This is a genomic window from Herminiimonas aquatilis (genome assembly GCF_042665175.1).
Taxonomy (GTDB): Bacteria; Pseudomonadota; Gammaproteobacteria; order Burkholderiales; family Burkholderiaceae_D; genus Oxalicibacterium; species Oxalicibacterium aquatilis.
The window spans coordinates 564427-590331 of sequence record NZ_JBHTCC010000002.1; the positions used below are offsets into that span (position 1 = coordinate 564427).

The 25905-nt window shown below is 52.9% G+C and carries 23 protein-coding genes; 8 read left to right on the top strand and 15 right to left on the bottom strand.

The features are described from left to right. Positions 1-52 precede the first annotated feature (52 nt). From ispB to yacG, 7 genes are all read left to right on the top strand, one after another. Positions 53-1042: an octaprenyl diphosphate synthase gene (gene ispB / locus ACFQO0_RS12195; protein ID WP_382235000.1), complete on the top strand. Its 990-nt coding sequence runs from the start codon at positions 53-55 to the stop codon at positions 1040-1042. 252 nt (positions 1043-1294) lie between these two features. Beyond that, positions 1295-3019, top strand: coding sequence for a type IV-A pilus assembly ATPase PilB (pilB, locus tag ACFQO0_RS12200; protein WP_382235002.1), 1725 nt, complete (start codon positions 1295-1297; stop codon positions 3017-3019). A gap of 15 nt (positions 3020-3034) precedes the next feature. Beyond that, the gene (locus ACFQO0_RS12205) at positions 3035-4267 is read left to right on the top strand and encodes a type II secretion system F family protein (protein WP_382235004.1); all 1233 of its coding nucleotides are present in this window, start codon (positions 3035-3037) and stop codon (positions 4265-4267) included. Positions 4268-4269: 2 nt separating this feature from the next. Continuing rightward, complete coding sequence (locus ACFQO0_RS12210) at positions 4270-5130, top strand: prepilin peptidase (RefSeq protein WP_382235094.1); 861 nt, start codon at positions 4270-4272, stop codon at positions 5128-5130. Between the two features lie 4 nt (positions 5131-5134). After that, positions 5135-5761 (top strand): dephospho-CoA kinase, encoded by a 627-nt coding sequence (coaE, locus tag ACFQO0_RS12215; protein ID WP_382235006.1) that lies wholly within the window; start codon positions 5135-5137, stop codon positions 5759-5761. 177 nt (positions 5762-5938) lie between these two features. Continuing rightward, positions 5939-6694, top strand: a complete 756-nt coding sequence (zapD, locus tag ACFQO0_RS12220) for a cell division protein ZapD (RefSeq protein WP_382235008.1) — start codon at positions 5939-5941, stop codon at positions 6692-6694. Positions 6695-6707: 13 nt separating this feature from the next. After that, complete coding sequence (gene yacG / locus ACFQO0_RS12225) at positions 6708-6902, top strand: DNA gyrase inhibitor YacG (protein ID WP_382235010.1); 195 nt, start codon at positions 6708-6710, stop codon at positions 6900-6902. A 71-nt stretch (positions 6903-6973) separates the two neighbouring features. Here yacG and ACFQO0_RS12230 read toward each other — a convergent pair whose 3' ends face one another. From ACFQO0_RS12230 to ACFQO0_RS12250, 5 genes are all read right to left on the bottom strand, one after another. Then, complete coding sequence (locus ACFQO0_RS12230; RefSeq protein ID WP_382235012.1) at positions 6974-7378, bottom strand: NUDIX domain-containing protein; 405 nt, start codon at positions 7376-7378, stop codon at positions 6974-6976. A gap of 66 nt (positions 7379-7444) precedes the next feature. After that, complete coding sequence (locus ACFQO0_RS12235; protein ID WP_382235014.1) at positions 7445-8320, bottom strand: ATP-binding protein; 876 nt, start codon at positions 8318-8320, stop codon at positions 7445-7447. Positions 8321-8411: 91 nt separating this feature from the next. Continuing rightward, on the bottom strand, positions 8412-9647 hold the full coding sequence (gene argJ, locus ACFQO0_RS12240) for a bifunctional glutamate N-acetyltransferase/amino-acid acetyltransferase ArgJ (protein WP_382235016.1): 1236 nt from the start codon (positions 9645-9647) through the stop codon (positions 8412-8414). A 193-nt stretch (positions 9648-9840) separates the two neighbouring features. Next, a complete protein-coding gene (gene secA / locus ACFQO0_RS12245; RefSeq protein WP_382235018.1) occupies positions 9841-12606 on the bottom strand; it encodes a preprotein translocase subunit SecA in 2766 nt (921 codons plus the stop codon). 300 nt (positions 12607-12906) lie between these two features. Further along, on the bottom strand, positions 12907-13851 hold the full coding sequence (locus ACFQO0_RS12250; RefSeq protein ID WP_382235020.1) for a M23 family metallopeptidase: 945 nt from the start codon (positions 13849-13851) through the stop codon (positions 12907-12909). A gap of 48 nt (positions 13852-13899) precedes the next feature. Between ACFQO0_RS12250 and ACFQO0_RS12255 the strand changes: the two genes are divergently transcribed. Further along, entirely contained in the window at positions 13900-14400 is a 501-nt protein-coding gene (locus ACFQO0_RS12255) for a DciA family protein (RefSeq protein WP_382235022.1), read from the top strand. Between the two features lie 40 nt (positions 14401-14440). On the opposite strand, the gene lpxC is transcribed toward ACFQO0_RS12255, so the two are convergent. From lpxC to murD, 10 genes are all read right to left on the bottom strand, one after another. Then, positions 14441-15376: a UDP-3-O-acyl-N-acetylglucosamine deacetylase gene (lpxC, locus tag ACFQO0_RS12260; RefSeq protein WP_382235024.1), complete on the bottom strand. Its 936-nt coding sequence runs from the start codon at positions 15374-15376 to the stop codon at positions 14441-14443. 277 nt (positions 15377-15653) lie between these two features. Further along, positions 15654-16157, bottom strand: a complete 504-nt coding sequence (locus ACFQO0_RS12265; RefSeq protein ID WP_382235026.1) for a peroxiredoxin — start codon at positions 16155-16157, stop codon at positions 15654-15656. A 178-nt stretch (positions 16158-16335) separates the two neighbouring features. After that, a complete protein-coding gene (gene ftsZ / locus ACFQO0_RS12270; RefSeq protein ID WP_304932930.1) occupies positions 16336-17526 on the bottom strand; it encodes a cell division protein FtsZ in 1191 nt (396 codons plus the stop codon). Positions 17527-17692: 166 nt separating this feature from the next. After that, a complete protein-coding gene (gene ftsA, locus ACFQO0_RS12275; RefSeq protein WP_382235028.1) occupies positions 17693-18925 on the bottom strand; it encodes a cell division protein FtsA in 1233 nt (410 codons plus the stop codon). A gap of 10 nt (positions 18926-18935) precedes the next feature. Further along, entirely contained in the window at positions 18936-19703 is a 768-nt protein-coding gene (locus tag ACFQO0_RS12280) for a cell division protein FtsQ/DivIB (RefSeq protein WP_382235030.1), read from the bottom strand. Between the two features lie 7 nt (positions 19704-19710). Then, positions 19711-20694 carry a D-alanine--D-alanine ligase gene (locus tag ACFQO0_RS12285; RefSeq protein ID WP_382235032.1) on the bottom strand — a complete coding sequence of 328 codons (984 nt, stop codon included), beginning with the start codon at positions 20692-20694 and terminating at the stop codon, positions 19711-19713. 2 nt (positions 20695-20696) lie between these two features. Continuing rightward, entirely contained in the window at positions 20697-22106 is a 1410-nt protein-coding gene (murC, locus tag ACFQO0_RS12290) for a UDP-N-acetylmuramate--L-alanine ligase (protein ID WP_382235034.1), read from the bottom strand. Next, positions 22103-23179: an undecaprenyldiphospho-muramoylpentapeptide beta-N-acetylglucosaminyltransferase gene (gene murG, locus ACFQO0_RS12295; protein ID WP_382235036.1), complete on the bottom strand. Its 1077-nt coding sequence runs from the start codon at positions 23177-23179 to the stop codon at positions 22103-22105. The genes murC and murG overlap by 4 nt, the downstream gene beginning before the upstream one ends. A 2-nt stretch (positions 23180-23181) precedes the next feature. After that, complete coding sequence (gene ftsW, locus ACFQO0_RS12300; RefSeq protein WP_382235038.1) at positions 23182-24390, bottom strand: putative lipid II flippase FtsW; 1209 nt, start codon at positions 24388-24390, stop codon at positions 23182-23184. Then, positions 24387-25883: a UDP-N-acetylmuramoyl-L-alanine--D-glutamate ligase gene (murD, locus tag ACFQO0_RS12305; protein WP_382235040.1), complete on the bottom strand. Its 1497-nt coding sequence runs from the start codon at positions 25881-25883 to the stop codon at positions 24387-24389. The genes ftsW and murD overlap by 4 nt, the downstream gene beginning before the upstream one ends. Positions 25884-25905 lie beyond the last annotated feature (22 nt).

Consider the following 25905-nt stretch of genomic DNA (forward strand, 5'->3'; position numbering starts at 1 on the left):
ATTTGTCGTCGTATAATTCTTGCTCGTTCATGCTCATTCATCAGGCTTACACTTGGCTTCCGCTTCCATTGCTTCCGCACAAAACCTGCTCATCCAGCCCATCGCCGCAGATCTGAACGCAGTCGATACGGTGATACGCCAAAAACTCCACTCGGAAGTGGCACTGGTCAACCAAATTGCTGAATATATTATTAGCGCTGGCGGCAAACGTATAAGACCGGTGCTGGTTTTATTGATAGCAAACGCTTACAGTTATCGCGGCACCGACCATCATCAACTGGCAGCCGTTGTAGAGTTTATCCATACCGCCACCTTGTTGCATGATGATGTAGTCGACGAGTCGTCGCTGCGACGCGGCCGCAAGACTGCTAATGCTCTGTTCGGCAATGCGGCCTCCGTGCTGGTCGGTGATTTTCTTTATTCGCGCGCTTTCCAGATGATGGTCTCGGTTGGCGATATACGCATAATGCAGATTTTGGCTGACGCAACGAATGTGATTGCGGAAGGCGAAGTCCTGCAATTGCTGAACATGCACGATCCGGACGTATCGGAAGAGCGTTATACACAGGTCATTCGCTCCAAAACTGCCAAGTTATTTGAAGCGGCAGCGCAACTGGGTGCGTTGATTGCCGGCGCATCGGACGAAGAAATCGAAGCCGCCGCGGAATATGGCCGCTCTCTTGGCACTGCCTTCCAGTTGATTGACGATGTACTAGACTACTCAGGCCAGGCCGACGACATCGGCAAGAATGTCGGTGATGACCTGCGCGAAGGTAAAGCCACACTGCCGCTGATTTACCTAATGGAACATGGGACGGCCGAACAACGCGAACTGGTCCGCAGTTGCATCGAGAATGGCGATGAGCAACATTTCGATGCAGTTCTATTTGCAGTTACCACATCCGGCGCGTTGGACTATACCAAGCGCAAAGCCGAAGAAGCCGCCGCACGCGCTACCGCTTCTATCGGTACACTCCCCGCAAGCCAGTTCAAGGATGCCCTGCTTAAACTAAGCGAGTTTGCGGTTAATCGAAATCACTAAATTCCCCCTTGGAAAAGTCGAATCTGCAAAGCACGTGCGGAGAGGGAGACGTTCGATCAACCTGCAGACTTATGCCATCCGGCACCGTAACGCATGCTCAATCATCTACTCGGCAACTCGCTCGTCGGCCAAATGTTGCATTTAGCAGCACAAAGAAGTAACAAGCCTTCCGATACCTTTACAAAACAGATGCTTAGAGGCATTATCTAACGCACCTTCGATGTTTCAATCGACCTTTTCGGCATAACTACAATGGCTGCAGTTCTCCCTAGTTCGGCGTCAAATAATTCGATGTCCGGCCTCGCGCGCGCATTGCTGCAGGCAGGACAAATAACGCCCCAGCAAGCCGATACGCTGACCAAGCAAGCTGCCACCGAGAAAAGTACATTCATCGATGCGCTGCTGAAAAGTGAAGTCATGAATGCGACCAGACTGGCCGCCTTTTGCTCTCAGACTTTTGGCTATCCCCTGCTTGATTTGGCAGCATTTAATAGCGGCAATCTGCCGGACAAGCTTATCGACACCAAGCTGATGCAAAGTCAGCGCGTCATTGCGCTTGCCAAGCGTGGCAATAAAGTACTGATAGCGATTTCAGACCCCACCAATGCGCAGGCACTGGACCAGATCAAGTTTCAGACGCAATTAACGGTGGAACCGATCATTGTCGATCATGCCACCTTGCTCAAACTGATAGAGAAACTGGGGCAAAGTGCAGAGCAGGATCTGAATGAACTGATTGGCGACGACCTAGAGATTGATTTTGTTGAAGAGGATCTGGCGGCGCCGACCGAAGGTGGCACTACCGACATCGATGACGCGCCGGTCGTCAAATTTCTGCAAAAAATTCTGGTTGATGCGATCAATCTCGGCGCGTCCGATCTTCATTTCGAACCTTTCGAAAAGTTTTATCGGATACGCTTCCGTGTAGACGGCGTGTTGCGCGACATCGCACAACCACCGCTGGCAATCAAGGAAAAGCTGGCATCGCGCATCAAGGTTATTTCCAAGCTGGATATTTCAGAGAAGCGCGTCCCGCAAGATGGCCGCATGAAGCTGGTCATGTCGAAAACCCGCTCCATCGACTTTCGTGTCAGCACCCTGCCCACGCTGTTCGGCGAAAAAATCGTCATGCGGATTCTGGATGGCTCGCAAGCACAAATGGGGATTGAGGCGCTAGGCTACGACCCTGACCAGAAGGAAACATTGCTGAATGCCATCCAGCGTCCTTACGGCATGGTCTTGGTCACCGGCCCCACCGGCTCCGGCAAGACTGTGTCGCTTTACACGTGTCTGAATATTCTGAACAAGCCGGGCATCAATATCTCTACCGCGGAAGACCCTGCCGAGATCAATTTACCCGGCGTGAATCAAGTCAATGTCAACGATAGAGCCGGCCTCACTTTTCCAGTCGCACTCAAGGCTTTTCTACGTCAGGATCCGGACATCATCATGGTGGGTGAGATTCGCGATCTGGAAACCGCTGACATCGCGATCAAGGCAGCGCAAACCGGTCATATGGTGTTCTCGACACTGCATACCAATGATGCGCCAGCAACGCTCACGCGCTTGATGAATATGGGAGTTGCTCCCTTCAATATCGCGTCATCCGTCATTTTGATTACTGCCCAACGTCTGGCCAGACGCTTGTGTTCGTGCAAGCAAACCACGGTGATTCCCGATGAAGCTTTGCTCGATGCAGGCTTCACTGAAGATGACCTAGATGGCACGTGGCTTCCATATAAACCGGTAGGCTGTGAACGTTGCAGCGGCAGTGGTTACAAAGGTCGCTTGGGCATCTATCAGATCATGCCTATCAGCGAAGAAATTGAGCACATTATTCTAAATCACGGTACCTCGCTGGAAATCGAAGCGCAGGCAAAAAAAGACGGCGTGCGCTCCTTGCGTGAATCAGGCTTGAGAAAAGTGAAGCAGGGCATGACCAGTCTGGAAGAAATTCTGGGTTGTACAAACGAATAATAAAGAGGTCTAGGGATGGCAACTTCAGCACGTAAAGTTGGAAGTACAACACTCGCCAAGGAAGCCGTTTTTGCCTGGGAAGGCAAGGACAAGTCAGGAAAAATAGTGCGCGGCGAATTGCGTGCCGGCGGCGAGTCCGTTGTCAACGCAACGCTGCGCCGCCAAGGCGTGCTGGTGACCAAGGTCAAAAAGAAAACTTACCGCAGCGGCAAGAAAGTCTCGGATAAAGACATCACTCTTTTCACGCGCCAACTGGCCACCATGATGAAGGCAGGCGTTCCACTTCTGCAATCGTTTGATATCGTTGCCAAAGGCAATGACAATCCTTCGGTATCGAAATTGATTCAAGACATTCGCGCCGATGTCGAAACCGGCACCAGCCTGAATCAGGCATTTCGGAAGTTTCCTTTATATTTCGACCCACTGTTTTGCAATCTGGTTGGCGCCGGTGAACAGGCAGGTATTTTGGAAGACTTGCTGACCCGCCTCGCTATCTACAAGGAAAAAACGCTCGCCATCAAGGCCAAAATCAAATCTGCATTGATCTATCCAGTCGCCATTCTGGGGGTCGCATTTCTAGTGACTGCCGTCATCATGATCTGGGTGGTACCGGCATTCAAGGAAGTGTTCAAGAGCTTTGGCGCTGATCTCCCTGCGCCCACCTTGATGGTAATGGCAATTTCCGACTTTTTTGTCTCTTACTGGTATTTGATCTTCGGCCTGCTTTTCGCCGGGCTATATCTATTTTTCCAATCATGGAAACGTTCGCTGCAAATGCAACGCACGATGGATAGACTGCTGTTGAAAGCGCCTATCTTCGGCGCCGTGATTCGCAAGGCAACCATTGCGCGCTGGACCCGCACGCTGGCGACGATGTTTGCTGCGGGCGTGCCACTGGTTGAATCGCTGGATTCAGTCGGTGGTGCAGCCGGCAATGCCGTCTATCTGGATGCGACAAAAAAAATCCAAAGTGACGTCAGTACTGGTGTCAGCCTCACGGTCGCGATGCAAAATTCTGATGTATTCCCGAATATGGTCACGCAGATGGTATCTATCGGCGAAGAATCCGGCTCACTGGACAATATGCTCGGTAAGGTTGCAGATTTTTATGAAGATGAAGTCGACGAGGCGGTAGCTTCGCTCTCCAGTTTGATGGAGCCGCTCATCATGGTGATTCTCGGCGTACTCATCGGCGGTCTGGTCATCGCAATGTACCTGCCTATTTTCAAACTGGGTTCTGTGGTCTGATGATGGAGTTACTTTGGTCTGCACCTGCGGGTAGTGCACTGCCCGCAATCTTTGCCGGCATATTCGGTTTGCTGATTGGCAGTTTTCTCAACGTTGTGATCCACCGCATCCCGAAAATGATGCAGCGCGAATCGGATAACTATGTTGCGCATGAAAGCGGCCGGCCTTTGCCGCATGAGGATCGCTACGATTTGCTGATGCCCCGCTCGGCTTGCCCGCAATGCGGGCATCAAATCACCGCGAAGGAAAACATTCCGGTTTTCAGCTATGCATTTTTACGTGGGAAATGCATAGCCTGCAAAACACATATTTCAATTCGTTATCCGATAGTTGAATTGTTGACCGGCGTGTTATCCGCTTTACTCATCTGGCATTTCGGTAGTGGCTGGCTCGGCCTGTCTACCCTCGTGTTGACCTATCTTCTGATCGCAATGACGTTTATTGATGCTGATACACAATTGCTACCGGATGATTTGACGCTGCCTTTGCTATGGCTCGGGCTGCTCGTCAATCTGAATGGTACTTTCGTGCCTTTGCAAGAAGCCGTGATTGGGGCCGCTGCCGGCTACCTGAGCTTGTGGGCGATTTACTGGCTGTTCAAGCTGGTGACAGGCAAGGAAGGTATGGGTTACGGCGACTTCAAACTATTGGCCGCACTGGGGGCCTGGCTGGGCTGGAAAATGTTGCCTGCCATCGTTTTATTATCGTCATTGGTCGGTGCCGTAGTCGGTATCGCGCTGATTTTGCTTGCGAAGCGTGGTCGCGATATCCCGATCCCCTTTGGCCCCTACCTCGCGGCGGCCGGCATGTTGACTTTGTTTTACGGAAAGCCGTTAACACAAATGTATCTTGGTCTTTACTGAGCAGATGACTGCGTCAGCAATATCTCACCGTTTCTCAGTAGGCTTGACCGGCGGCATAGGTAGCGGCAAAAGCACGGTTGCTGACTTATTTGCCGCACACGGCGCTGCAGTCATCGATACGGATCTGATTGCGCACCAACTGACAGCGGCAGGAGGCGCTGCAATTGCACAGATAGGACTAGCGTTTGGGGCCGACTTCATCGCACCTGATGGCGCCATGGATAGAGTCAAAATGCGGGAGGCGGTCTTTGCCGATCCACGTGAACGAAAACGCCTTGAAGCGATTCTTCACCCTCTGATACGCGCCCAAACGGAACATGCCGCAGCGCAAGCAAAAGGGCCGTATATTTTGGTCGTCATCCCATTATTGGTCGAATCCGGCTTGTGGAAGCAACGTCTGTCGCGCGTCCTGGCAATTGACTGCTCGGAAGAAATGCAAATCCGCCGTGTGATGCAACGCAATAATCTGACCGCCGCACAAGTGCGTGCCATCATCGCCACGCAGGCCTCGCGCGCAAGCAGGCTCGCAGCGGCAGACGATGTCATCCTCAACGACGGTGATGCAACGGCATTAGGCCCGCAAGTAAAGCGCTTGCATGATTTGTACATCTCGCTGACGAGCGGTGCTTGAAAATCAGCTGATACGCCCAGCCTGCATACAATATTTGCTGAAACTGTCTGAAATCTAGGCTTGGGGCAGCATAAGATAAAAACAAAATTGCGCCCGCATTTGTAATTTGCCTCAGCTTCGTTCAGAATCACACAATTACCTCGTATTGCCCGGTTTAAACTTTAAAGGGATGCCACTTTGATTGTCTACGAATACCCTTTCAACGAGCGTATTCGCACGTTGTTGCGGCTAGAAGACCTGTACGAGAAATTTGCTTTCTTTGTCGGTCATGATCACCCGCAGCAGCATCACGTCGCCCTCTCCACGATTTTCGAAATGCTCGAAGTCGCCGGTCGCGCAGATCTGAAATCAGATCTGCTGCAGGAACTGGAACGCCAGAAGCAAACCTTACTCGGATTCAAATCCAACCCTAATGTCGAAGCAGAGATGCTGGATGCGATTCTGTTCGACATTGAACGCATCAGCACGGCACTCGTCGCCTCGCAAGGAAAAACCGGACAGCACATCCGTGAAAATGAATGGCTGATGAGCATACGTGGCCGCACCATTATTCCAGGCGGGGCATGCGAGTTCGATCTGCCGTCCTATTACGCATGGCAACACGATTCGGCCGAACAGCGCCTCGCCGACATCCACAAATGGTTTACGCCGCTGGCGCCCTTGTTCGATGCAATCGGAATGATCTTGCGCCTGTTGCGTGAATCCGGCCGGCCGGTAAAAATGATTGCGCAAAGCGGTAGTTATCAGCAAATGTTGCAGGGCAAGGCTTACCAGATGCTGCGTTTGAATATCGATGAAAGCCTGGGTGCGATTCCCGAAATATCTGCCAACAAGTACATGTTGTGGATACGCTTTACGTCGCAAGATGGCGATAAGAAACCGAAAGCGTTCGAAGGCGATGTGCCGTTCGAGCTGAGTTTGTGCAGTTTTTGATTAGCTATAATTTATGGTTACAACAGTCGATTGCCCTACTTGTGGCACCAAAGTGGAATGGTCGGAAATAAGCAAATTTCGCCCATTCTGTTCCAATCGTTGCAAGCAAATCGATCTTGGTGCCTGGGCCGAAGAAAAATATGTGATCCCGGTCGTCAATCCGCTGGATGATCTCGACGAAGATATACCGCCACCGCCCCAACCTTAATCGGCGTACCCAGTTTAAACCGGCGCCGGCGCTGAATAAGGCAGCGTAATTATGTAAATAAGTTACATAACTTATTTACGTAACTCATCCAGCCATTTAATCAAGGGAATGGTTGCCGGCAACAGTGGCTCGACTCCCACGCATCCCTGCCAAGCGAACGCCTGATTTTCCAGACTTTGCGGATTCCCGCGCCATTCCCGGCTAATGTAAAAGTGCAGCCGTACATGCGCATGCGGATAAACATGCTCGACACCGCACCACGGCTCGGCAGAAACGACATCTACCCCCAACTCTTCGACGAATTCACGCTTCAGCGCATCCAGAATCGCTTCACCGGCTTCCACTTTCCCGCCTGGAAATTCCCAGTAACCTGCGTACGGCTTTCCATCCGGCCGCTGACCCAACAGGACGTCCCCGTTCGGTTTCATCAAGATGCCAACCGCTACATCGATAGGCACGGCGAGTTTTTCAGACATGGTGGGGACCTGTACAGACGAAACGAGAGAAAATCAAAGAGCAGAGAGTGAAGCCCCGGCAAATCATCACTTGGACGCTTTGCCCGCGTGATCCTTGGCGAACTGCCACGCAACGCGGCCGGAGCGTGAACCGCGCTGCAAGGCCCACCGCAGAGCCTCTGGTTTCGCCACTTCGATTTGCTGAGCGTTACAGCCAAAATGCGTCAACCAGTGCGCGACGATATCCAGGTAATCGTCCTGCCGGAATGGATAGAAGGTCACCCACAAACCGAAGCGTTCTGACAGCGAGATTTTTTCTTCGACCGTTTCGCCTGGATGCAAATCACCATCGTCACCGTGCGTATAGGTCGAATTATCGGACATACGTTCCGGCATCAGGTGCCGGCGATTCGATGTTGCATAAATCAGCACGTTGTCGGATTGCGCAGAAATGCTGCCGTCGAGCGCAACCTTCAAGGCCTTGTAACCGCCCTCGCCTTCTTCAAACGACAAGTCGTCGCAGAAAATAATGAAACGCTCGGGCCGACCGGCAACCAGATCAACGATATCCGACAAGTCGCCAAGATCATCCTTGTCGACTTCGATCAGGCGCAAACCCTGATCCGCATATTGATTCAGGCACGCCTTGATCAAGGATGATTTGCCAGTGCCGCGTGCACCGGTCAGCAGTACATTATTGGCCGGCAAGCCCTCGACGAATTGCCTGGTGTTCTGTTCGATCTGCTGCTTTTGCGCGCTGATATTGTGCAGGTCGGTCAATGCAATCGGCGAAATATGTGCGACCGGCTGCAAATAGCCGCGACCATCCTTGCCATTGGATTTGCGCCAGCGAAAGGCAATCCCAGCCTTCCAGTCAGGTTCGACATAGGCTGGCGGAAGTATCGATTCCAGACGGCCTAGCAAGGCTTCGGCACGCGTTAAAAATTGTTCAAGTTGAGTCATTGTTTCGCTTAATGAATTCAGGTTCTATCAATGAATAGACGACATTGGCACTATCTATTCCTGGCAATCCAAGCGCCGTGATTCGGGCTGATCAGGAACGGTAGTCGGCATTAATCGTCACGTATTCATGCGACAGATCGCAGGTCCAGATGGTGGCTTCTGCCTTGCCACGTCCGAGTTTGACGCGCACGGTAATTTCGCTTTGCTTCATCACGCGCTGGCCATCTTCTTCGTTGTAATCAGGATTGCGGCCACCGTTCTTGGCTACCCAGACGTCATCCAGATACAGATTCAATTTGCTGACATCGAGATCATCGACACCGGCGTAGCCGATAGCGGCGAGAATCCGGCCAAGATTTGGATCGGAGGCAAAGAAGGCGGTTTTTACCAGCGGCGAATGGGCAATCGAATACGCGATCTTGCGGCACTCTTCCACATCCATTCCATCTTCTACTGTCACCGTAATGAATTTGGTTGCGCCTTCGCCATCGCGCACGATCATTTGCGCCAATTCTTGCGACAAGCCAAGAACTGCATCGGCAAGCGCCGTGTATTCCGACGTATCGATCGCATTGATCTCCAGCGCAGAGGTGCCGGTTGCGATAACGATGAAGGAATCGTTGGTCGATGTATCGCCATCAATCGTGATGCAATTGAAGGAACGATCCGCGACCTGCTTGACCATGTGATCCAGCACCGGTTGTGCGACCTTGGCATCGGTTGCCATGAAACCCAGCATGGTCGCCATATTCGGCTTGATCATGCCAGCACCTTTGCTCACGCCGGTCAGCGTGATCGAGTGACCATTGATTTTTACCTGGCGCGAAGCAGCCTTGGGTTGGGTATCGGTCGTCATGATAGACAAGGCCGCGTTATACCAGTTATCTGCTTTCAAATTCGAGAGTGCTTGTGGCAAGCCTGCCACCAAGCGATCAACTGGCAAGGGCTCAAGAATTACACCGGTAGAAAACGGCAGGATTTGCGACGCTTCGCAACCCAGCAGTTTGGCCAAGGCAGCACATGTGGCGTTGGCATCCGCCAAGCCGCTTTCGCCGGTACCTGCATTGGCATTGCCGGTATTGATGACGAGTGCCTGTATCGGTGCGCCAGCTTTGCGATTGGACAAATGCTCTTTACAGACTTGAACGGGGGCTGCGCAAAAACGGTTTTTCGTGAAAACCCCGGTCACCGTCGCAGTCGGAGCCAGCTTCATCACCAGCACATCCTTGCGATTGGCCTTGCGTATTCCCGCTTCGGCATGACCGAGCTCAATACCGGCAACGGCGATCAGATTTTCAGGAATGGGAAGAGGGAGATTGACGGCCATGGCAATTATTCTATGGTGGGTTAACAGAGAGGGTTAAATCAATGACATCAGACAGATAGTGCAGACGGTAATTGTAAACGCATGAGCAGGTATCAGCAGAATACGCTCAGACTTCGCAACCATCGCAAAGCCCAAGAAAAAGGGCGGGGAGTAAGACACCCCGCCCTTCATTTTTCAACGTGCGATCACAGAATTACGCGAGGCGACCATGACACTGCTTGTACTTCTTGCCGCTACCGCAAGGGCACGGATCGTTACGACCCACCTTGGGTACTGCGTCGCCTTGCGACTCCTTAAAGGCTTCGCTTGACTGTGCAGTCGGTGCCAGCAATTCTTCAGGCGCCGCATCAGCATCAAATTCGGAATGCTGGTAATGCACATTTTCCACATGCGATTGCGCCAGTTGTTCTTCCGCAGCTTCAATTTCTTCACGCGATTGAATACGCACCGTCATGACAGTCTTGACGACTTCATCCTTGATCAGATTCAGCATCTGGCCAAACAGTTCAAAGGCTTCGCGCTTGTATTCCTGCTTAGGATTCTTCTGTGCATAGCCGCGCAGATGAATGCCCTGACGCAGGTGATCCAGTGCTGCCAGATGTTCGCGCCAGTGCGAATCCACTCCCTGCAACATCACTCCGCGCTCGAAGCCGCCAAACGATTCCTTGCCGACGATGCCGACTTTTTCATCATAAACAGTATCAGTCGCCTTCAGCAAACGTTCAAGCAACTCTTCATCTGTGATATTTGGCTCGGCTTCCAGCAAGGCTGCCAGCGAGAAATCGACTTGCCATTCGCTGCGCAGCACCTCGTCGAGCGTCTTCAAATCCCACTGCTCTTCCATCGATTGTTCTGGCACATAAGTACGGAACAGATCGGTGAAGACGCCTTGGCGCAAAGACATGATCAACTCGGAGACATCCTGCGTTGCCAGCAATTCATTACGCTGTTGATAAATCACTTTGCGCTGATCGTTGGCGACGTCATCGTATTCCAGCAATTGCTTGCGAATATCGAAGTTACGCGCTTCAACCTTGCGCTGCGCCGATTCAATCGACCGCGAAACGATACCCGCTTCAATCGGTTCGCCTTCCGGCATTTTCAGTCTATCCATGATCGCACGTACGCGATCACCGGCAAAAATGCGCAACAGGGCATCATCCAGCGACAGGTAGAAACGTGAAGAACCCGGGTCGCCTTGACGACCCGAACGACCGCGCAACTGATTGTCGACGCGACGCGATTCGTGACGTTCTGTGCCGATAATATGCAAGCCGCCAGCCGCGACGACGTGATCGTGCAGCGATTGCCATTCGTCACGCAGTTTTTGCGCTTGGGCTGCCTTGTCGGCATCTGTCAGATCCGGATTGGCTTCGATGATCTGCACTTGTTTGGCAACGTTGCCGCCCAGGACGATATCGGTACCGCGGCCGGCCATATTGGTCGCAATCGTGATCGCTTTAGGACGACCTGCTTGCGCAATGATTTCCGCTTCGCGTGCATGCTGCTTGGCATTCAGCACATTGTGCGGCAGTTTGGCTTTGCTCAAAATACCGGACAACAATTCGGAATTTTCAATCGAGGTTGTACCTACCAATACCGGCTGACCGCGCTCGTAACAATCCTGAATATCCTTCAGCATTGCGCCGTATTTCTCGTCCGACGATTTGTAGACCTGATCCTGACGGTCCTTGCGCTGGTTAGGACGGTTCTGCGGAATTACGACCGTTTCGAGTCCGTAAATTTCCTGGAATTCGTAGGCTTCTGTATCTGCAGTACCGGTCATGCCGGACAGCTTGGTGTACATACGGAAGTAGTTCTGGAATGTAATCGACGCCAGGGTCTGATTTTCATTCTGGATACGCACGTGTTCCTTGGCTTCCACGGCTTGATGCAAACCATCGGACCAGCGGCGGCCCGTCATCAAACGGCCGGTAAACTCATCGACGATAACGACTTCATCGTTCTGCACTACGTAATGCTGATCCTTGTGATACAGCGTATGCGCACGCAAAGCAGCGTACAAATGGTGAATCAATGTAATGTTGGCGGCGTCGTACAGCGAAGCGCCTTCCGGCAGCAAACCCATGCTGGTCAGGATTTGCTCGGCTTTTTCGTGACCGGCTTCGGTCAGCAGCACCTGGTGGGATTTTTCATCCTTGGTGTAGTCGCCCGGGACTTCTACCGTACCTTTGCCGTCCGGCGTTTCTTCACCGATCTGCAAAGTCAGCAGCGGTGGCACTTCATTGATCTTGTGATACAGCTCTGTGTGATTTTCTGCCTGCCCCGAAATGATCAGCGGCGTACGCGCTTCATCGATCAGGATCGAATCGACTTCATCGACCACGGCGAAGTGCAAATCGCGCTGTACGCGATCCGCCACGTCGTAGACCATATTGTCACGCAGATAATCGAAACCGAATTCGTTGTTGGTGCCGTAGGTAATGTCAGAGCTGTAGGCGCTCTGCTTCGTATCATGATCCATCTGCGACAGATTGATACCGGTAGTCAGGCCGAGCCAGCCGTACAAGGTGCCCATCCATTCGGCATCGCGTTGCGCCAGATAATCATTGACCGTCACGACGTGCACGCCTTTGCCGACCAGCGCATTCAGGTACGTCGGCAAAGTCGCCATCAGGGTTTTACCCTCGCCTGTGCCCATCTCCGCGATTTTGCCGAAATGCAGCGCCATGCCGCCTATTAGCTGGACGTCGAAGTGACGCATCTTCAATACACGTTTACTCGCTTCGCGGCAAACAGCAAATGCTTCCGGCAGGATGTCGTCGATATTTTCGCCCTTGGCGAGACGCTCCTTGAATTCCGGCGTCTTGGCCTGCAAGGCCTGATCCGACAACTGTTCCAGTGCCGGCTCGAAGGCATTGATTTCGCGAACGGTCTTTTGATATTGCTTGAGTAAGCGCTGATTGCGGCTACCGAAAATCTGAGTCAGTAATGACATGCTTGGATTCTAAAAAAGGCGCCTTGAAACAATCAGATACAGCAACCACCACTTGGGCTGCATCGAATTGGGCTTGGGCTAAATTACGGATTTTATCATGTGGTTTCCGGCATATTGGGCTTATCAGTCCGGAAACAATAGCTAGTTCATGAATGCGTGGCCTTCTATTGCAGGGATATGACCTTGGCACTGCAAATTTGTTCTTGACCGTACCACTGCAACGACTTCTTCAGAAGGATAAACGATTAGCTGACTTTGTCTGTCGATTTTCCATCCTTTATTAGCGATGATGTCCCATCTCTACTTGCTAGCCAACCTCGCCTGATTGGCGCCAGCCAGCAAGAACTTGTGCGGATCTTGCGCCACGCCCTTGATGCGCACCTCAAAATGCAGGTGAGGTCCGGTAGAACGCCCGGTGGTGCCGATATCAGCAATATGCTGACCGCGTCGCACAATATCGCCCACATGCATCAATAGTCGCGACGTATGGGCATAACGAGTGATCATGTCGTTACCGTGATCGATCTCCATCATATTGCCATATTGCGGATGAAACTCCGCCACCGTCACCACACCGCCCGCAGCTGCCATGATGGGCGTGCCTATAGGGGCGGCGAAATCGATCCCCTCGTGCATTGCGCTGCGCCCTGAAAAAGGGTCCAGGCGCCGACCAAAAGTCGACGCGTTATAACTGACGTTAACCGGCTGGCTGGTCGGCAGCAGTTTGGATTTGATCTTGTCGCTCATCAGTGTCGATTCAACGACATTCATGTAATCGGCACGGCGTTCCACATCATGCGACATCGCGTCCAGCAGCGCCTTGAATTCGGACATGGTCAGATCGCGGCTGCTGGTGCTATCCATAGGCTCCACACCGCCGCGCCCCGGCAATTCCTTGAAATTGAATTCTGTCGGCTTGACGCCGGCCAAACCCTGCACGCGCTCCCCCAAGGCATCCAGACGCATCAATTGCGCCTGCATTTCGCCCACGCGGCGTGCCATCAAGGCGAGATTTTCTTTCAGGAATTTTTCTTTTTGCGCCTCGTCACCTTGCGCTGCGCCGGCAAACATATCGCGTAACGGAGCCGGCAGACTGGCGGCATGACTGGATATAAAGTAGAACAACAGGGACGTCATCAACAAGACTGCCGCGACAAAAGCGACCACACCCAGCATCAGATGCCGATGCGTCAAGGTGACGGATTTGGCGTGGGTAAAACGTGGGTGCAACAAAATAATCTGCATCGCGACTCCCTTGCCTCGCCAGTTGACGACGAGGTGTGATAAGGTTTCATGACGATGCGCGCACCCTCATTTACCCCTTTCAAGCAAAGCTCTCCTTTCACAAAAACTGCGAAAGGGGCTGCGGAATTCTTACGCTCTCACGACAAGATGGCTGCACTTCTGCCATCTATCACGCGCATGGCCGCACTACAAAAAGATTGTGCTGCGGCGCTTCCTGCCATGTTTACACACTGCGCCGTATTGCAGTTCGAGGCGGACCAGCTGGTTCTATCGGTCCCGAACGCGGCGCTGGCAGCGAGACTGAAGCAACAATGTCCAAAGTTACAAGAACAATTGTTACAGCGGGGATGGCAGGTTAATGCAATCCGTCTCAAAGTGCAAGTAAGCAAAATGCTTGTAAAATCAACAGCTTCCAACCAATTAGTGCTGCCGTCACAAGCGGTTTCTGCTTTCGAAGAACTCAGCGAGGCACTGGAAAACTCGCCACGCAATCAAGCTCTCAAAAATGCGCTGGGATCCTTGATGCAACATAGACGCATCGCAAAGTAAGGTTCGGACAGCCATCCTGCCCCATTCAGACTTGGCCTCGTCAGTTCAGTACCCACTCCAGATCGGCTTGGCGCACATAGTCTTTCGGTGCCGATTCGACTTTGTCGAAAGTGACAATTTCGTAAGCATCCGGCTGTTCAAGCAAAGCCCGGACCAAATGATTATTCAGCATGTGCCCTGACTTGTGCGCGTTATAGCTGGCAATCAGCGGATAACCAACCAGGTACAAATCGCCAATTGCGTCCAGTATCTTGTGACGCACAAACTCATTGTCGTAACGCAGGCCATCGGTATTCAGTATCCGGTACTCATCCATCACGATCGCATTTTCCAGCGAACCGCCGCGGATCAAGCCCATGCCGCGCAAGGTTTCCATATCCTGCATGAAACCGAAAGTGCGTGCGCGCGCCACATCCTTGACATAGGACTCAAAGCTGAAATCGATCTCTGCAGTCTGGCCGGTGCCATCCACCGCAGGATGATTGAACTCGATGAAAAACTTGAGCTTGAAGCCTTCATACGGCTCAAGTCGCGCCCAGATTTCGCGCTCACCACTCCCGTGGCGTACTTCTACAGTCTTCTTGATGCGCAAGAATTTTTTGGCGGCTTCCTGTTCCTGCAAGCCCGCTTGCTGCAACAGGAATACAAAGGACGATGCAGAGCCATCCATGATCGGCACTTCTTCCGCGGTCAGGTCGACATACAGGTTATCGATACCTAGACCAGCACAAGCTGACATCAGATGTTCGACTGTCGAGACTTTGGCATCGCCCACTTGCAAGGTAGATGCCATGCGGGTATCGCCGACGCGCAGCGCTTGCGCGGGCAGCTCCACCACAGGATCGAGATCGACGCGATAGAACACGATGCCGGTATCGATAGGGGCTGGACGGAGCGTCAATTCGACTTTGGTGCCGGAATGCAGGCCTACGCCGACGGACTTGACGGTTTGTTGGATGGTGCGTTGTTTTAGCATCCCGCGATTATAGCAATCACGGGGGAAATTCACCTGCTTAGGCTCGTGTTCGATGTGTTGAAAACAACAGGGAGTTTTGCTTGGTGGCGGCGCGGACGCACTACTCTAATAATGCTATTTCTTCGGTCACGCTCCGTTGCCGCGCTAGCCCGGCAACGGCGCATCATAAAACGACCATCGTATTAATTGCAAAGCCGCTGATTAAGCCAAACAAAATCCAAAGCCAAAAAAAAGCCTCCCGGTCTCTCAACCGGGTGGCTTTTCCAAACAGAAAAACTTAGATCTGTTCCAGCAATTTTTCTGCTGTCGACACTTCCAGATGGCCGCTGTCTTCAACGTTCAATTGCTTGACGACGCCGTCTTCAACCAACATCGAATAACGTTGCGAACGCACGCCTAGGCCGCCTTTGGTCAGATCGAATTCCATGCCCAATGCTTTGGTGAAGGTGCCGCTACCGTCAGCGATAAAACGTACTTTGCCGACTGCTTTTTGGTCACGGCCCCATGCGCCCATGACGAATGGATCGTTAACCGAGATGCACCAGATTTCATCAACGCCTTTGGCTTTGAACTGGTCCGCTGCCTTGATGTAGCCAGGCGCGTGTGTTTCTGAGCAGGTTGGTGTGAATGCACCTGGAACCGCGAAAATTGCGATTTTTTTACCTTTGGTAGCTTCGTGCACCATGACTTTGCTTGGACCGATTGAGCAAGCTTCAGTTGCTACATCGATGTATTCCGCGAGACGCGCTTCTGGCAATTGATCGCCAACTTTGATTGTCATTGTGAATTCCTTTGATTAATTTTAACGGCAGTGCCGATTAGTAAAACGCCGCGCACTTGGCGCGGCGTAGAAACCGAAGTATGCCTTGTTCTGTCGTTTTTTGCAGGTGGTTTGACAACTTTCGTCGCGCCACCTGCGAGTGGCCAAGCAGAATCAGTGCATTGATCAGTTAGCTGGCTTAGTCAGCTTGCTTGCGCAGGAAGGCAGGAATGTCATAGGTTTCCATGCCATTCTTCTCCAGAGCGCGTACCGTATCGGAAGCCGATTCACGACGCCATACTGCCGGCGCTTTCAAACCGTCAAACGCTGGTTGAGCGCTACCGTGTGTCATGCCAGCAGCCATGCCGGTATTTGCCATCATAGGTTCATTGTGTGTACCGGTACGCAACATTGGTGTTTGCACCAGTTGCACGCCTTTGCGCGCACGACCCAAACCAGTCGCGACTACGGTCACGCGGATGTCGTCGCCCATTTCATCATCGTACGCAATACCTTGCGCGATCGATGCATCAGGTGCTGCGAATGCACGCACGGTTGCCATGACTTCCTTGATTTCCTTACCTTTGAGACTACGGCTGGCAGTCACGTTAACCAGTACGCCGCGCGCGCCGGACAGGTCGATGCCGTCGAGCAAAGGCGACGCAACTGCTTGTTCTGCAGCGATACGTGCACGATCAACGCCGTGCGCGGTTGCGGTACCCATCATTGCCTTGCCTTGTTCGCCCATGATCGTTTTCACGTCATTGAAATCGACGTTGATGTGACCTGGAACGTTGATGATTTCTGCAATACCTGCAACTGCGTTGTTCAACACGTCATCCGCGTGTTGCAGCCATTCGATCATGCTGTCATCTTCATAGATCTCTTCCAGTTTTTCGTTCAGGATGATGATCAGTGAATCAACGTGCTGGCCCAACGCTTCCAGACCTTCGTCGGCGATGTCCATGCATTTTTTGCCTTCGTACGAGAATGGCTTGGAAACCACAGCCACCGTCAACGCACCTTGTTCACGCGCGATTTGCGCAATGATCGGCGCTGCGCCGGTACCGGTACCGCCGCCCATACCTGCCGCGATGAATACCATGTGCGCGCCGCGCAATGCATCTTCAATACGTGGACGGGTTTCTTCAGCCAATTGACGGCCGACTGCAGGCTTCATCCCAGCGCCCAAACCGGTTTCGCCGATCTGAATGACGTTATGTGCCTTCGACATCTGCAAGGCTTGCGCGTCGGTATTAGCGACGATGAATTCCACACCGCTGACGCCGCGGTTGATCATGTGTTGTACGGCGTTGCCACCAGCACCACCAACACCAACCACTTTGATCACGGTACCTTGCGTTACATTCTCGAGCATATCGATTTCCATGATTATTTCCTTAAAGAAGTTGCAGTTCCCAGTTGATAGGCATCACGCGGTGTGACGACTAGCAACTGCCAACTGCTGGTTAATACATAAATTAAATACGAAATTAAATAAACAAAATAAATACAAAAACTAAATACTGAATTTAAAACTGAGCTTGAAACCAAACTTAAAAATTACCCAAGAACCATTCTTTCATCCGACGTACCAGCGCAGTCGCCGATCCGTCCTGACGCGTGACGATGTGTCCGCGTAAATACTGCTTCTTTGCTTCCAACAACAAACCCAACACCGTTGCATAACGCGGACTACGTACCACATCTGCCAGTTGGCCGTTGTATTCGGGCGTACCCAAACGCGCAGGCTTCAGGAAAATATCTTCTGCCAACTCCACCATCCCGGGCATCATCGATGTGCCGCCGGTCAAGACGATGCCGGATGACAGCACTTCTTCGTAACCGGATTCGCGCACCACCTGATGCACGAGGGAAAACAATTCTTCTATGCGCGGTTCGATCACTGCAGCCAAAGCCTGACGCGACAGGGTACGCGTACCGCGATCGCCCAAGCCTGGCACTTCCAGCGTTTCGCCCGGATCGGCCAACACTTGCTTGGCCATGCCGTAACGCAGCTTGATCTCTTCCGCTTCTGCAGTCGGCGTGCGCACTGCCATCGCGATATCGTTGGTAATCTGGTCGCCAGCGATGGGGATTACAGCCGTATGGCGAATCGCGCCTTCGGTAAAGATCGCCACGTCGGTTGTGCCGCCACCGATATCGATCAAGACCACACCCAATTCTTTTTCGTCTGCGGTCAGCACTGCATCTGCCGAAGCCATCGGCTGCAAGATCAGATCCGATACTTCCAAACCACAACGACGTATGCATTTGACGATGTTCTGTACTGCTGACACTGCACCCGTGACAATGTGAACTTTTACCTCGAGTCGGATACCGCTCATGCCGATTGGTTCACGCACATCTTCCTGATTGTCGACAATAAATTCCTGCGGTACGGTATGCAGTAATTGTTGATCGGTCGGAATGTTAACAGCCTTCGCTGTTTCAATCACGCGTGCGACGTCAGTAGCGGTAACTTCTTTATCCTTGATCGCAACCATGCCGCTGGAATTGAAGCTGCGGATGTGATTGCCGGCGATACCTGTATACACATTGCGTATCTTGCAGTCGGCCATCAGCTCGGCCTCTTCCAGGGCGCGCTGTATCGATTCCACCGTTGCCTCGATATTGACGACCACGCCTTTTTTCAATCCCCTGGATTCGTGCTGGCCAAGGCCGATCACTTCGTGGCGACCGTTAGGCAACACTTCCGCCACTACCGCCACCACTTTAGAGGTGCCGATGTCGAGGCCAACGATCAGGTTTTTTGCGTCTTTTGTCATATTGTTCCGCTTACTTTTTTTTACTGTCCGATCCAGCGGTCAACCCTTGCGCCTTCAAGGCCAGACCGTTTGGATAACGCATGTCGATACTTTCAATCCTGTCCTGCAAGCGTGCGACCAATTGTGGATAAATCCCGACCAATCGCTCTACACGCTCCTTTAACGTCGCACTGCTTTTTTCCCTACCCAATTCCACCATCACGCCATTGCTCAACTTCACTGTCCACGCGTAGCGGCCCGACAGATACAGCGCATCCGCCGTGACATCCAAAGGTGCAAACCACGTATTCAAATCATTCAATCGCGCAATTATTTCTTTCTCGCTGCCCAAGGGGCCGTTAAAAGCCAATAGATCGGCGTCTTCTTCCGCCTCAGCCAGATTGGCGGTGAAGACATCGCCCTTGGTCGACAACAGACGGCCGTCTTCGCCCCACGTGCCGAGCGGCGAATGCTCTTCCAGCGTTACCGTCAACTGATTCGGCCACTCGCGGCGCACGGTCGCCTTGCGTACCCAAGGTACCGATTCAAATGTCTGTCTCACCGTGTCCAGATTCGCCGTAAAAAAATTCCCCTTGATGCGCGCCAGCGCAGCACTGCGCACAGTCAATGGATTGATATGGCGCAATTGCGCTTGTTCCGCACCTTCAATCCGTATCACTTTCAATGTGAAGTACGGCCGCTGCGCAACCCACCACAGGCAGGCAGAAATCAGTGCGAGCGCAACCAGGCCGAACAAGGCATTGGCGGTTGCGTTCAACATTTTGATGTCTTGCCACATGGTTTGATCAATTGCCTTTAAGGTGCTGCGACGGTTTCAATTCAAGTTTTGCCAAACGCAAAATCTCTACACACAAATCTTCATAATCGGTGCCAGCCACCTTGGCCGACATAGGCACCAGCGAATGACTGGTCATGCCCGGCGACGTATTGATCTCCAACAGGAACGGTTCATTGTCCGATTCGCGAATCATGAAATCGACACGCGACCAGCCGGTGCAACCCACTGCATTGAATGCATTTACAGCCAATACCTGCACACGTTTAGTGAAAACTTCATCCAGCGGCGCAGGGCACAAGTACTGCGTGTCATCGCTAAAATATTTATGCTGGTAATCGTAGTTTCCTTGCGGCGCGCGTATCTCAACGATAGGCAGGGCACGCGCATGGCGACCGCTCCCGATTACCGGCACCGTCAACTCGCGCCCCTTTACAAACTGTTCGACCAACACCACGCTGTCATACTTTGCACAGAGATCAAAGCCTGCTTGCATACCGCTTTTCTGTTCCACTTTGGCGATGCCGATCGTCGATCCTTCATGCGGCGCTTTCAGCATCAAAGGCAAGCCGAATTCTGTCGCGATCGCTTGCAGTTGATCGGCTGTCGTTGTTTCCGAATCCAGCACGGCAAACTTCGGTGTAGGCACATCGTGGCTCAGGCAGATGCGCTTGGTCATGACCTTGTCCATCGCAATCGCCGATGCCATCACGCCAGGGCCTGTGTATGGAATGCCCAGTTGCTCCAATGCGCCCTGCAAGGTGCCATCTTCGCCATAGCTGCCATGCAAGGCGATAAAGACGCGGTCGAATTTCTCAGCGGCCAATTCTGCCAGGCTGCGTTCAGCTGGATCGAAAGGATGCGCATCGATACCCTTGCTTTGCAGCGCAGCCAATACACCCTTGCCCGACATCAGGGACACTTCGCGCTCGGCAGACCGCCCGCCGAACAAAACGCCGACCTTGCCGAATTCGAATTTCAAATTTGTCGTCATGATTAAACCTGATCCTGCATTTGCTTTAACTTGGCCGGTACGCCGCTAATCGATCCTGCACCCATCGTGATGACAACATCGCCATCCTTGATGACATTCATGATCGTCGCTGGCATATCCACGATTTCTTCCACAAACACGGGATCGATTTTGCCGGCTACGCGCAAGGCATGTGCCAAAGCCCGGCCATCGGCGGCTACGATAGGCTGCTCACCCGCTGCATACACCTCCGCCAGCACCAGCAAATCGGTCGTGGATAAAACCTTGACGAAGTCTTCGAACAGATCGCGGGTGCGAGTGTAACGATGCGGCTGAAATGCCAGTACCAAACGACGTCCCGGATAATTACCCCTTGCGGCCGATATCGTTGCTGCGGTTTCTACCGGGTGATGACCGTAATCGTCCACCAGAGCAAACGAACCAGCAGGCTGGCCGTTGACGTCTTGTATATTTATTTCTCCATAACGCGTAAAACGACGACCGACACCATTGAATTCGGTCAGCGCCTTTTGCGTCGCCTTGTCGTCCACACCCAATTCGCGCGCAATGGCAATCGCGGCGCACGCGTTCTGCACGTTGTGCATGCCTGGCTGATTCAAGCTCACATTCATAGGTGAATAGCCATCCTGAATCACCGTGAATTGCATGTGACCATCGACTGCCTTGGCATCGATTGCACGCACTTCTGCATCTTCATGGAAACCGTAAGTAGTGATCAACTTGGAAATGCGCGGCATGATGGAGCGCACATTCGCATCGTCGATACACAACACAGCAACGCCATAGAACGGCAGGCGTTGGGTAAACTCAACGAAGGCCGTTTTCAATTTTTCAAAATCGTGCTCATACGTTTCCATATGATCGGCATCGATATTCGTGATGACTTCAATCACTGGCGACAGATTCAGGAAGGATGCATCTGATTCGTCCGCTTCGGCAACGATGAATTCACCAGTACCTAGCTTGGCGTTGGCGCCGGCGCTATTCAACAAACCGCCGATGACAAAAGTTGGATCAAGGCCGCCTTCCGCCAACACACTAGCAACCAGGCTGGTAGTCGTGGTTTTGCCGTGGGTGCCGGCAATCGCGATCCCGCGCTTCAGGCGCATCAACTCGGCCAGCATCACTGCACGCGGCACGATCGGAATATGCTTTTCGCGCGCGGCTATCACTTCAGGATTGTCAGCCTGAACCGCAGTCGACGTCACGATGGCATCCGCGTTCGCAATGTTTTCTGCAGCATGACCGAGCGTGACCTTCGCGCCGAATTCAATCAGGCGTCGCGTAGCGGCGTTGCTGCCCAGATCGGAACCCGAAATCGTATAACCGAGGTTCAGCAATACTTCGGCGATGCCGCTCATGCCGCTGCCGCCTATTCCTACGAAATGGATATTTTTGACTTTATGTTTCATACAATCTTCACTAACTTTTCAAGTACATCGGCGATCGCAGCATTCGCATCGCGGCGGCCATTGGCATACGCCGCTTCGGCCATCTTTGTGCATTTTTCACGGGTCATGTTTTGCAGCAAGGTCGCCAAACCTTGCGCGTTCAATGCGGTTTGCGGCAAATGAATTGCCGCCTGTTGTTGTTCCATCCAAAGTGCATTGTCGCGTTGGTGCGTCGTCGTCGATACCAGCAAAGGCACCAGCACACTGGCCACGCCGGCCGCAGTCAATTCTGAAACCGTAATTGCTCCGGCGCGGCATATCACCAGATCCGCATCCGCATAGCGACGCGGCATATCGTTGATGAAGTCGACTACTTCGGCATCCACATCGGCATCCGCATAATTGCTACGCAATGCATCGATATTCTTCTTCCCCGACTGATGCGCGACGACCGGACGCTGAGCCGCAGGAATTAGCGCCAATGCGGCCGGCAATACATCATTCAATGTCTGCGCACCAAGACTGCCGCCGACTACCAATACCTTCAATGGACCGCTGTGTTGCGTGTAGCGTTCGGTCGGTGGCGCCAATGCGATGATTTCTTTGCGCACCGGGTTGCCGGTCACGACAGCCTTACCAGCAGCGCTGCCGAAATCTGCCGGAAAACCGAACAACACGCGCTCTGCAATCGGCGTCAGCGTTTTATTTGACAACAGCAAAGCGGCATCCGCGTTCAGCAACACCAGCGGCACGCCGCGCAGTTTTGCCATCCAGCCCCCCGGCACTGTCACGTAGCCGCCCATCCCCAGCACGATGCCGGGATTGCGGCGCGCCAATATCGAATAGCAGGTTTTGAAACTTGCCAGCATGCGCAACACGCCGGTGACCGTATGCTTCAAACCTTTACCGCGCAAACCGGCGAAAGAAATCGTATCCATTGCGATGCCGGTCTTGGGCACCAGATCGCGCTCCATCCCGTGTTCGGTCCCGAGCCAGGTCACTTCCCAGCCGCGTGCCTGCATCGTTTCTGCAATTGCCAAACCCGGAAAAATATGTCCGCCGGTGCCTGCGGCCATGATCAGAAGTCGCTTCATGCTCATATCCGACCTCCGCGCATCAGCACACGATTTTCATAGTCGATACGCAGCAAAATCGCGAGGCCGATGCAATTGATCAACACGCCCGAGCCGCCATAACTCATCAGCGGCAAGGTCAAACCCTTGGTCGGCAGTAAACCGAGATTCACGCCCATATTGATAAACGTCTGTACTGCAATCCAGATACCGATGCCTTTTGCTGTCAAGCCGGCAAACGTCAAATCCATCGCAATTGCCTGGCGACCAATTTCAAAGGAACGCTTGATGATCCAGTAAAACATTGCCACGACAACAAACACGCCAACGAATCCCAACTCCTCACCTATTACTGCCAGCAAGAAATCGGTATGCGCTTCCGGCAGGTAATGCAATTTTTCTACGCTGCCGCCCAGACCGACACCGAATAATTCGCCGCGACCAAATGCAATCAGTGAGTGCGACAACTGATACGCCTTACCCAGCGCATGTTCTTCATCCCACGGATTCAGATACGCAAAAATTCGCTCACGGCGCCAAGGCGACAACAAAATCACCATGCTGAAAATACTGACCAGCGTCACGCCTATCCCGCCGAACCAGATGCCGTTGATACCACCCAAAAACAGAATGCCCATCGCGATACAAACGATCACGCCGAATGCGCCCAGATCCGGCTCCAGCAATAACAGCAAGCCGACGAAACCGATCGCCAGCGTCATCGGCATAAAACCTTTGGTCAACTTGTGCATCACCTGCTGCTTGCGCACCGTGTAATCGGCGGCATACAGCACGACAAACAATTTCATCAATTCGGACGGCTGTATATTGAATACCTTGAACGACAACCAGCGACGCGCACCATTCACGCCTTTACCCACGCCAGGAATCAAAACCATCACCAGCAAAATCAGGGTCGCGACGAACAGGTAGGGAGCAAGACGCTGCCATGTTTCAATCCGCACGCGGAAGGCCAGCAAGGCGGCGACGATCGATACGCTAATGAACATTGCCTGACGCGTCAGGAAATGCGCGTTGTCATAACGCGCATATTTAGGAGAGTCCGGCAGCGAAATCGATGCCGAATACACCATCACCATGCCAAACAACATCAACAGCAGCACGACCCATACCAAAGGCTGGTCGTAAGCCATCATCTTCGACCGCTGGTTGAGACTCGGCACACCCTTTTGAACCGGCGCGCCAGAGAATGATGGGAATGCGAATTTCATGCTGCCACCTCGCCGCGCGACAAACCGATTTCACGTACGGCATCGACAAATACTTCCGCACGATGTGCGTAGTTCTTGAACATATCGAGGCTGGCACACGCGGGTGACAACAAGACGGCGTCGCCGCTCTGTGCGATAGCCGACGCTTTTTCAGTCGCTTCTTCCAGTGTCGTGCAATCAATTAATTCGACACCCGTCGCCTGCACTGCAGCGCGTATCGCCTCAGCGTCCTTGCCGATCAACAACACTGCGCGCGCGTATTTGGCAACAGGGTCCGCCAGAGGTGAGAAATCCTGTCCTTTACCATCACCGCCGGCGATCAGAACCAGATGTTTGGAAGCACCATCCTGACTCACGCCCAAACCATTCAATGCGGCGACGGTCGCACCGACATTGGTGCCTTTGCTATCGTCGTAATACTCCACGCCACTGATGGTCATCACATGTTCCACGCGATGCGGTTCGCCATGATATTCGCGCAAGCCGTGCAGCAACTGCGCGAATGGCAAGTCGATCGCCCGACAAAGCGCCAGAGCCGACAAGGCATTGATCGCGTTGTGCTGACCGCGTATCTTCAGTGCATCGACCGGCATCAGTTTTTTAGTCGAAATTTGCAACTCGACATTGTCTTTCTTGCGTCGTTTTTGCGGTAACTCTTCTTCCGCCACGGCCACGGCCAACCAGCGCATGCCGTTTTCATCGACCAGACCAAAGCAATCTGCCTGCTCTGCTTCATCGGCGCCAAAGGTAATGACAGGCGCGGAGGCATCTGCCATTTTCATGACCAGGGCATCGTCGCGATTCAATACGCGTATCGTGTTGCTGCCGAATATGCGCGCCTTCGCATTGGCATAGCCCGCCATATCGCCGTGCCAGTCCAAATGGTCTTGCGTCAGGTTCAGCACGGTAGCGACATCTGCCTGCAAGCTGTAGGTCGTGTGCAACTGGAAGCTCGACAATTCCAATACCCATACTTGCGGCAATGTATCTGCGGCAACGGCTTTGTACAGGCAATCGAGCGCGGCCGGGCTGATGTTGCCCGCCACTTGCACGGTCAGTCCTGCGCGCTGGCACAACAGGCCGACCAGACTAGTGACTGTGGTCTTGCCGTTAGTGCCGGTGATCGCGATGACTTTCGGCGCGTATCCCTTGTCTTCTTTCAATGCTGCCAGTGCCTGCGCGAACAACTCAATTTCGCCCCAGACCGGAATTTCTTTTTCCTGCGCGGCCGGGATGATCGCAGCCAGTTCACGCTTCGGCATCAAGCCAGGGCTGACTGCCACGAAATCGATACCTTCGAGCAAGGCGGCACTGAAGACGCCACCGACAAATTCAACATCAGCGGCGATTGCGCGCAACTGCGGCAAACGGTCCGGTTGTTCGCGCGTATCCGCCACGCGCAACGATGCGCCGCAGCGGACTAGCCACTGCGCCATCGCCAGCCCGGATTCACCAAGGCCTAAAACCAGAACATGTTTGCCTGCGTAATTCATTTTTATATGCTTCTCTAATCCG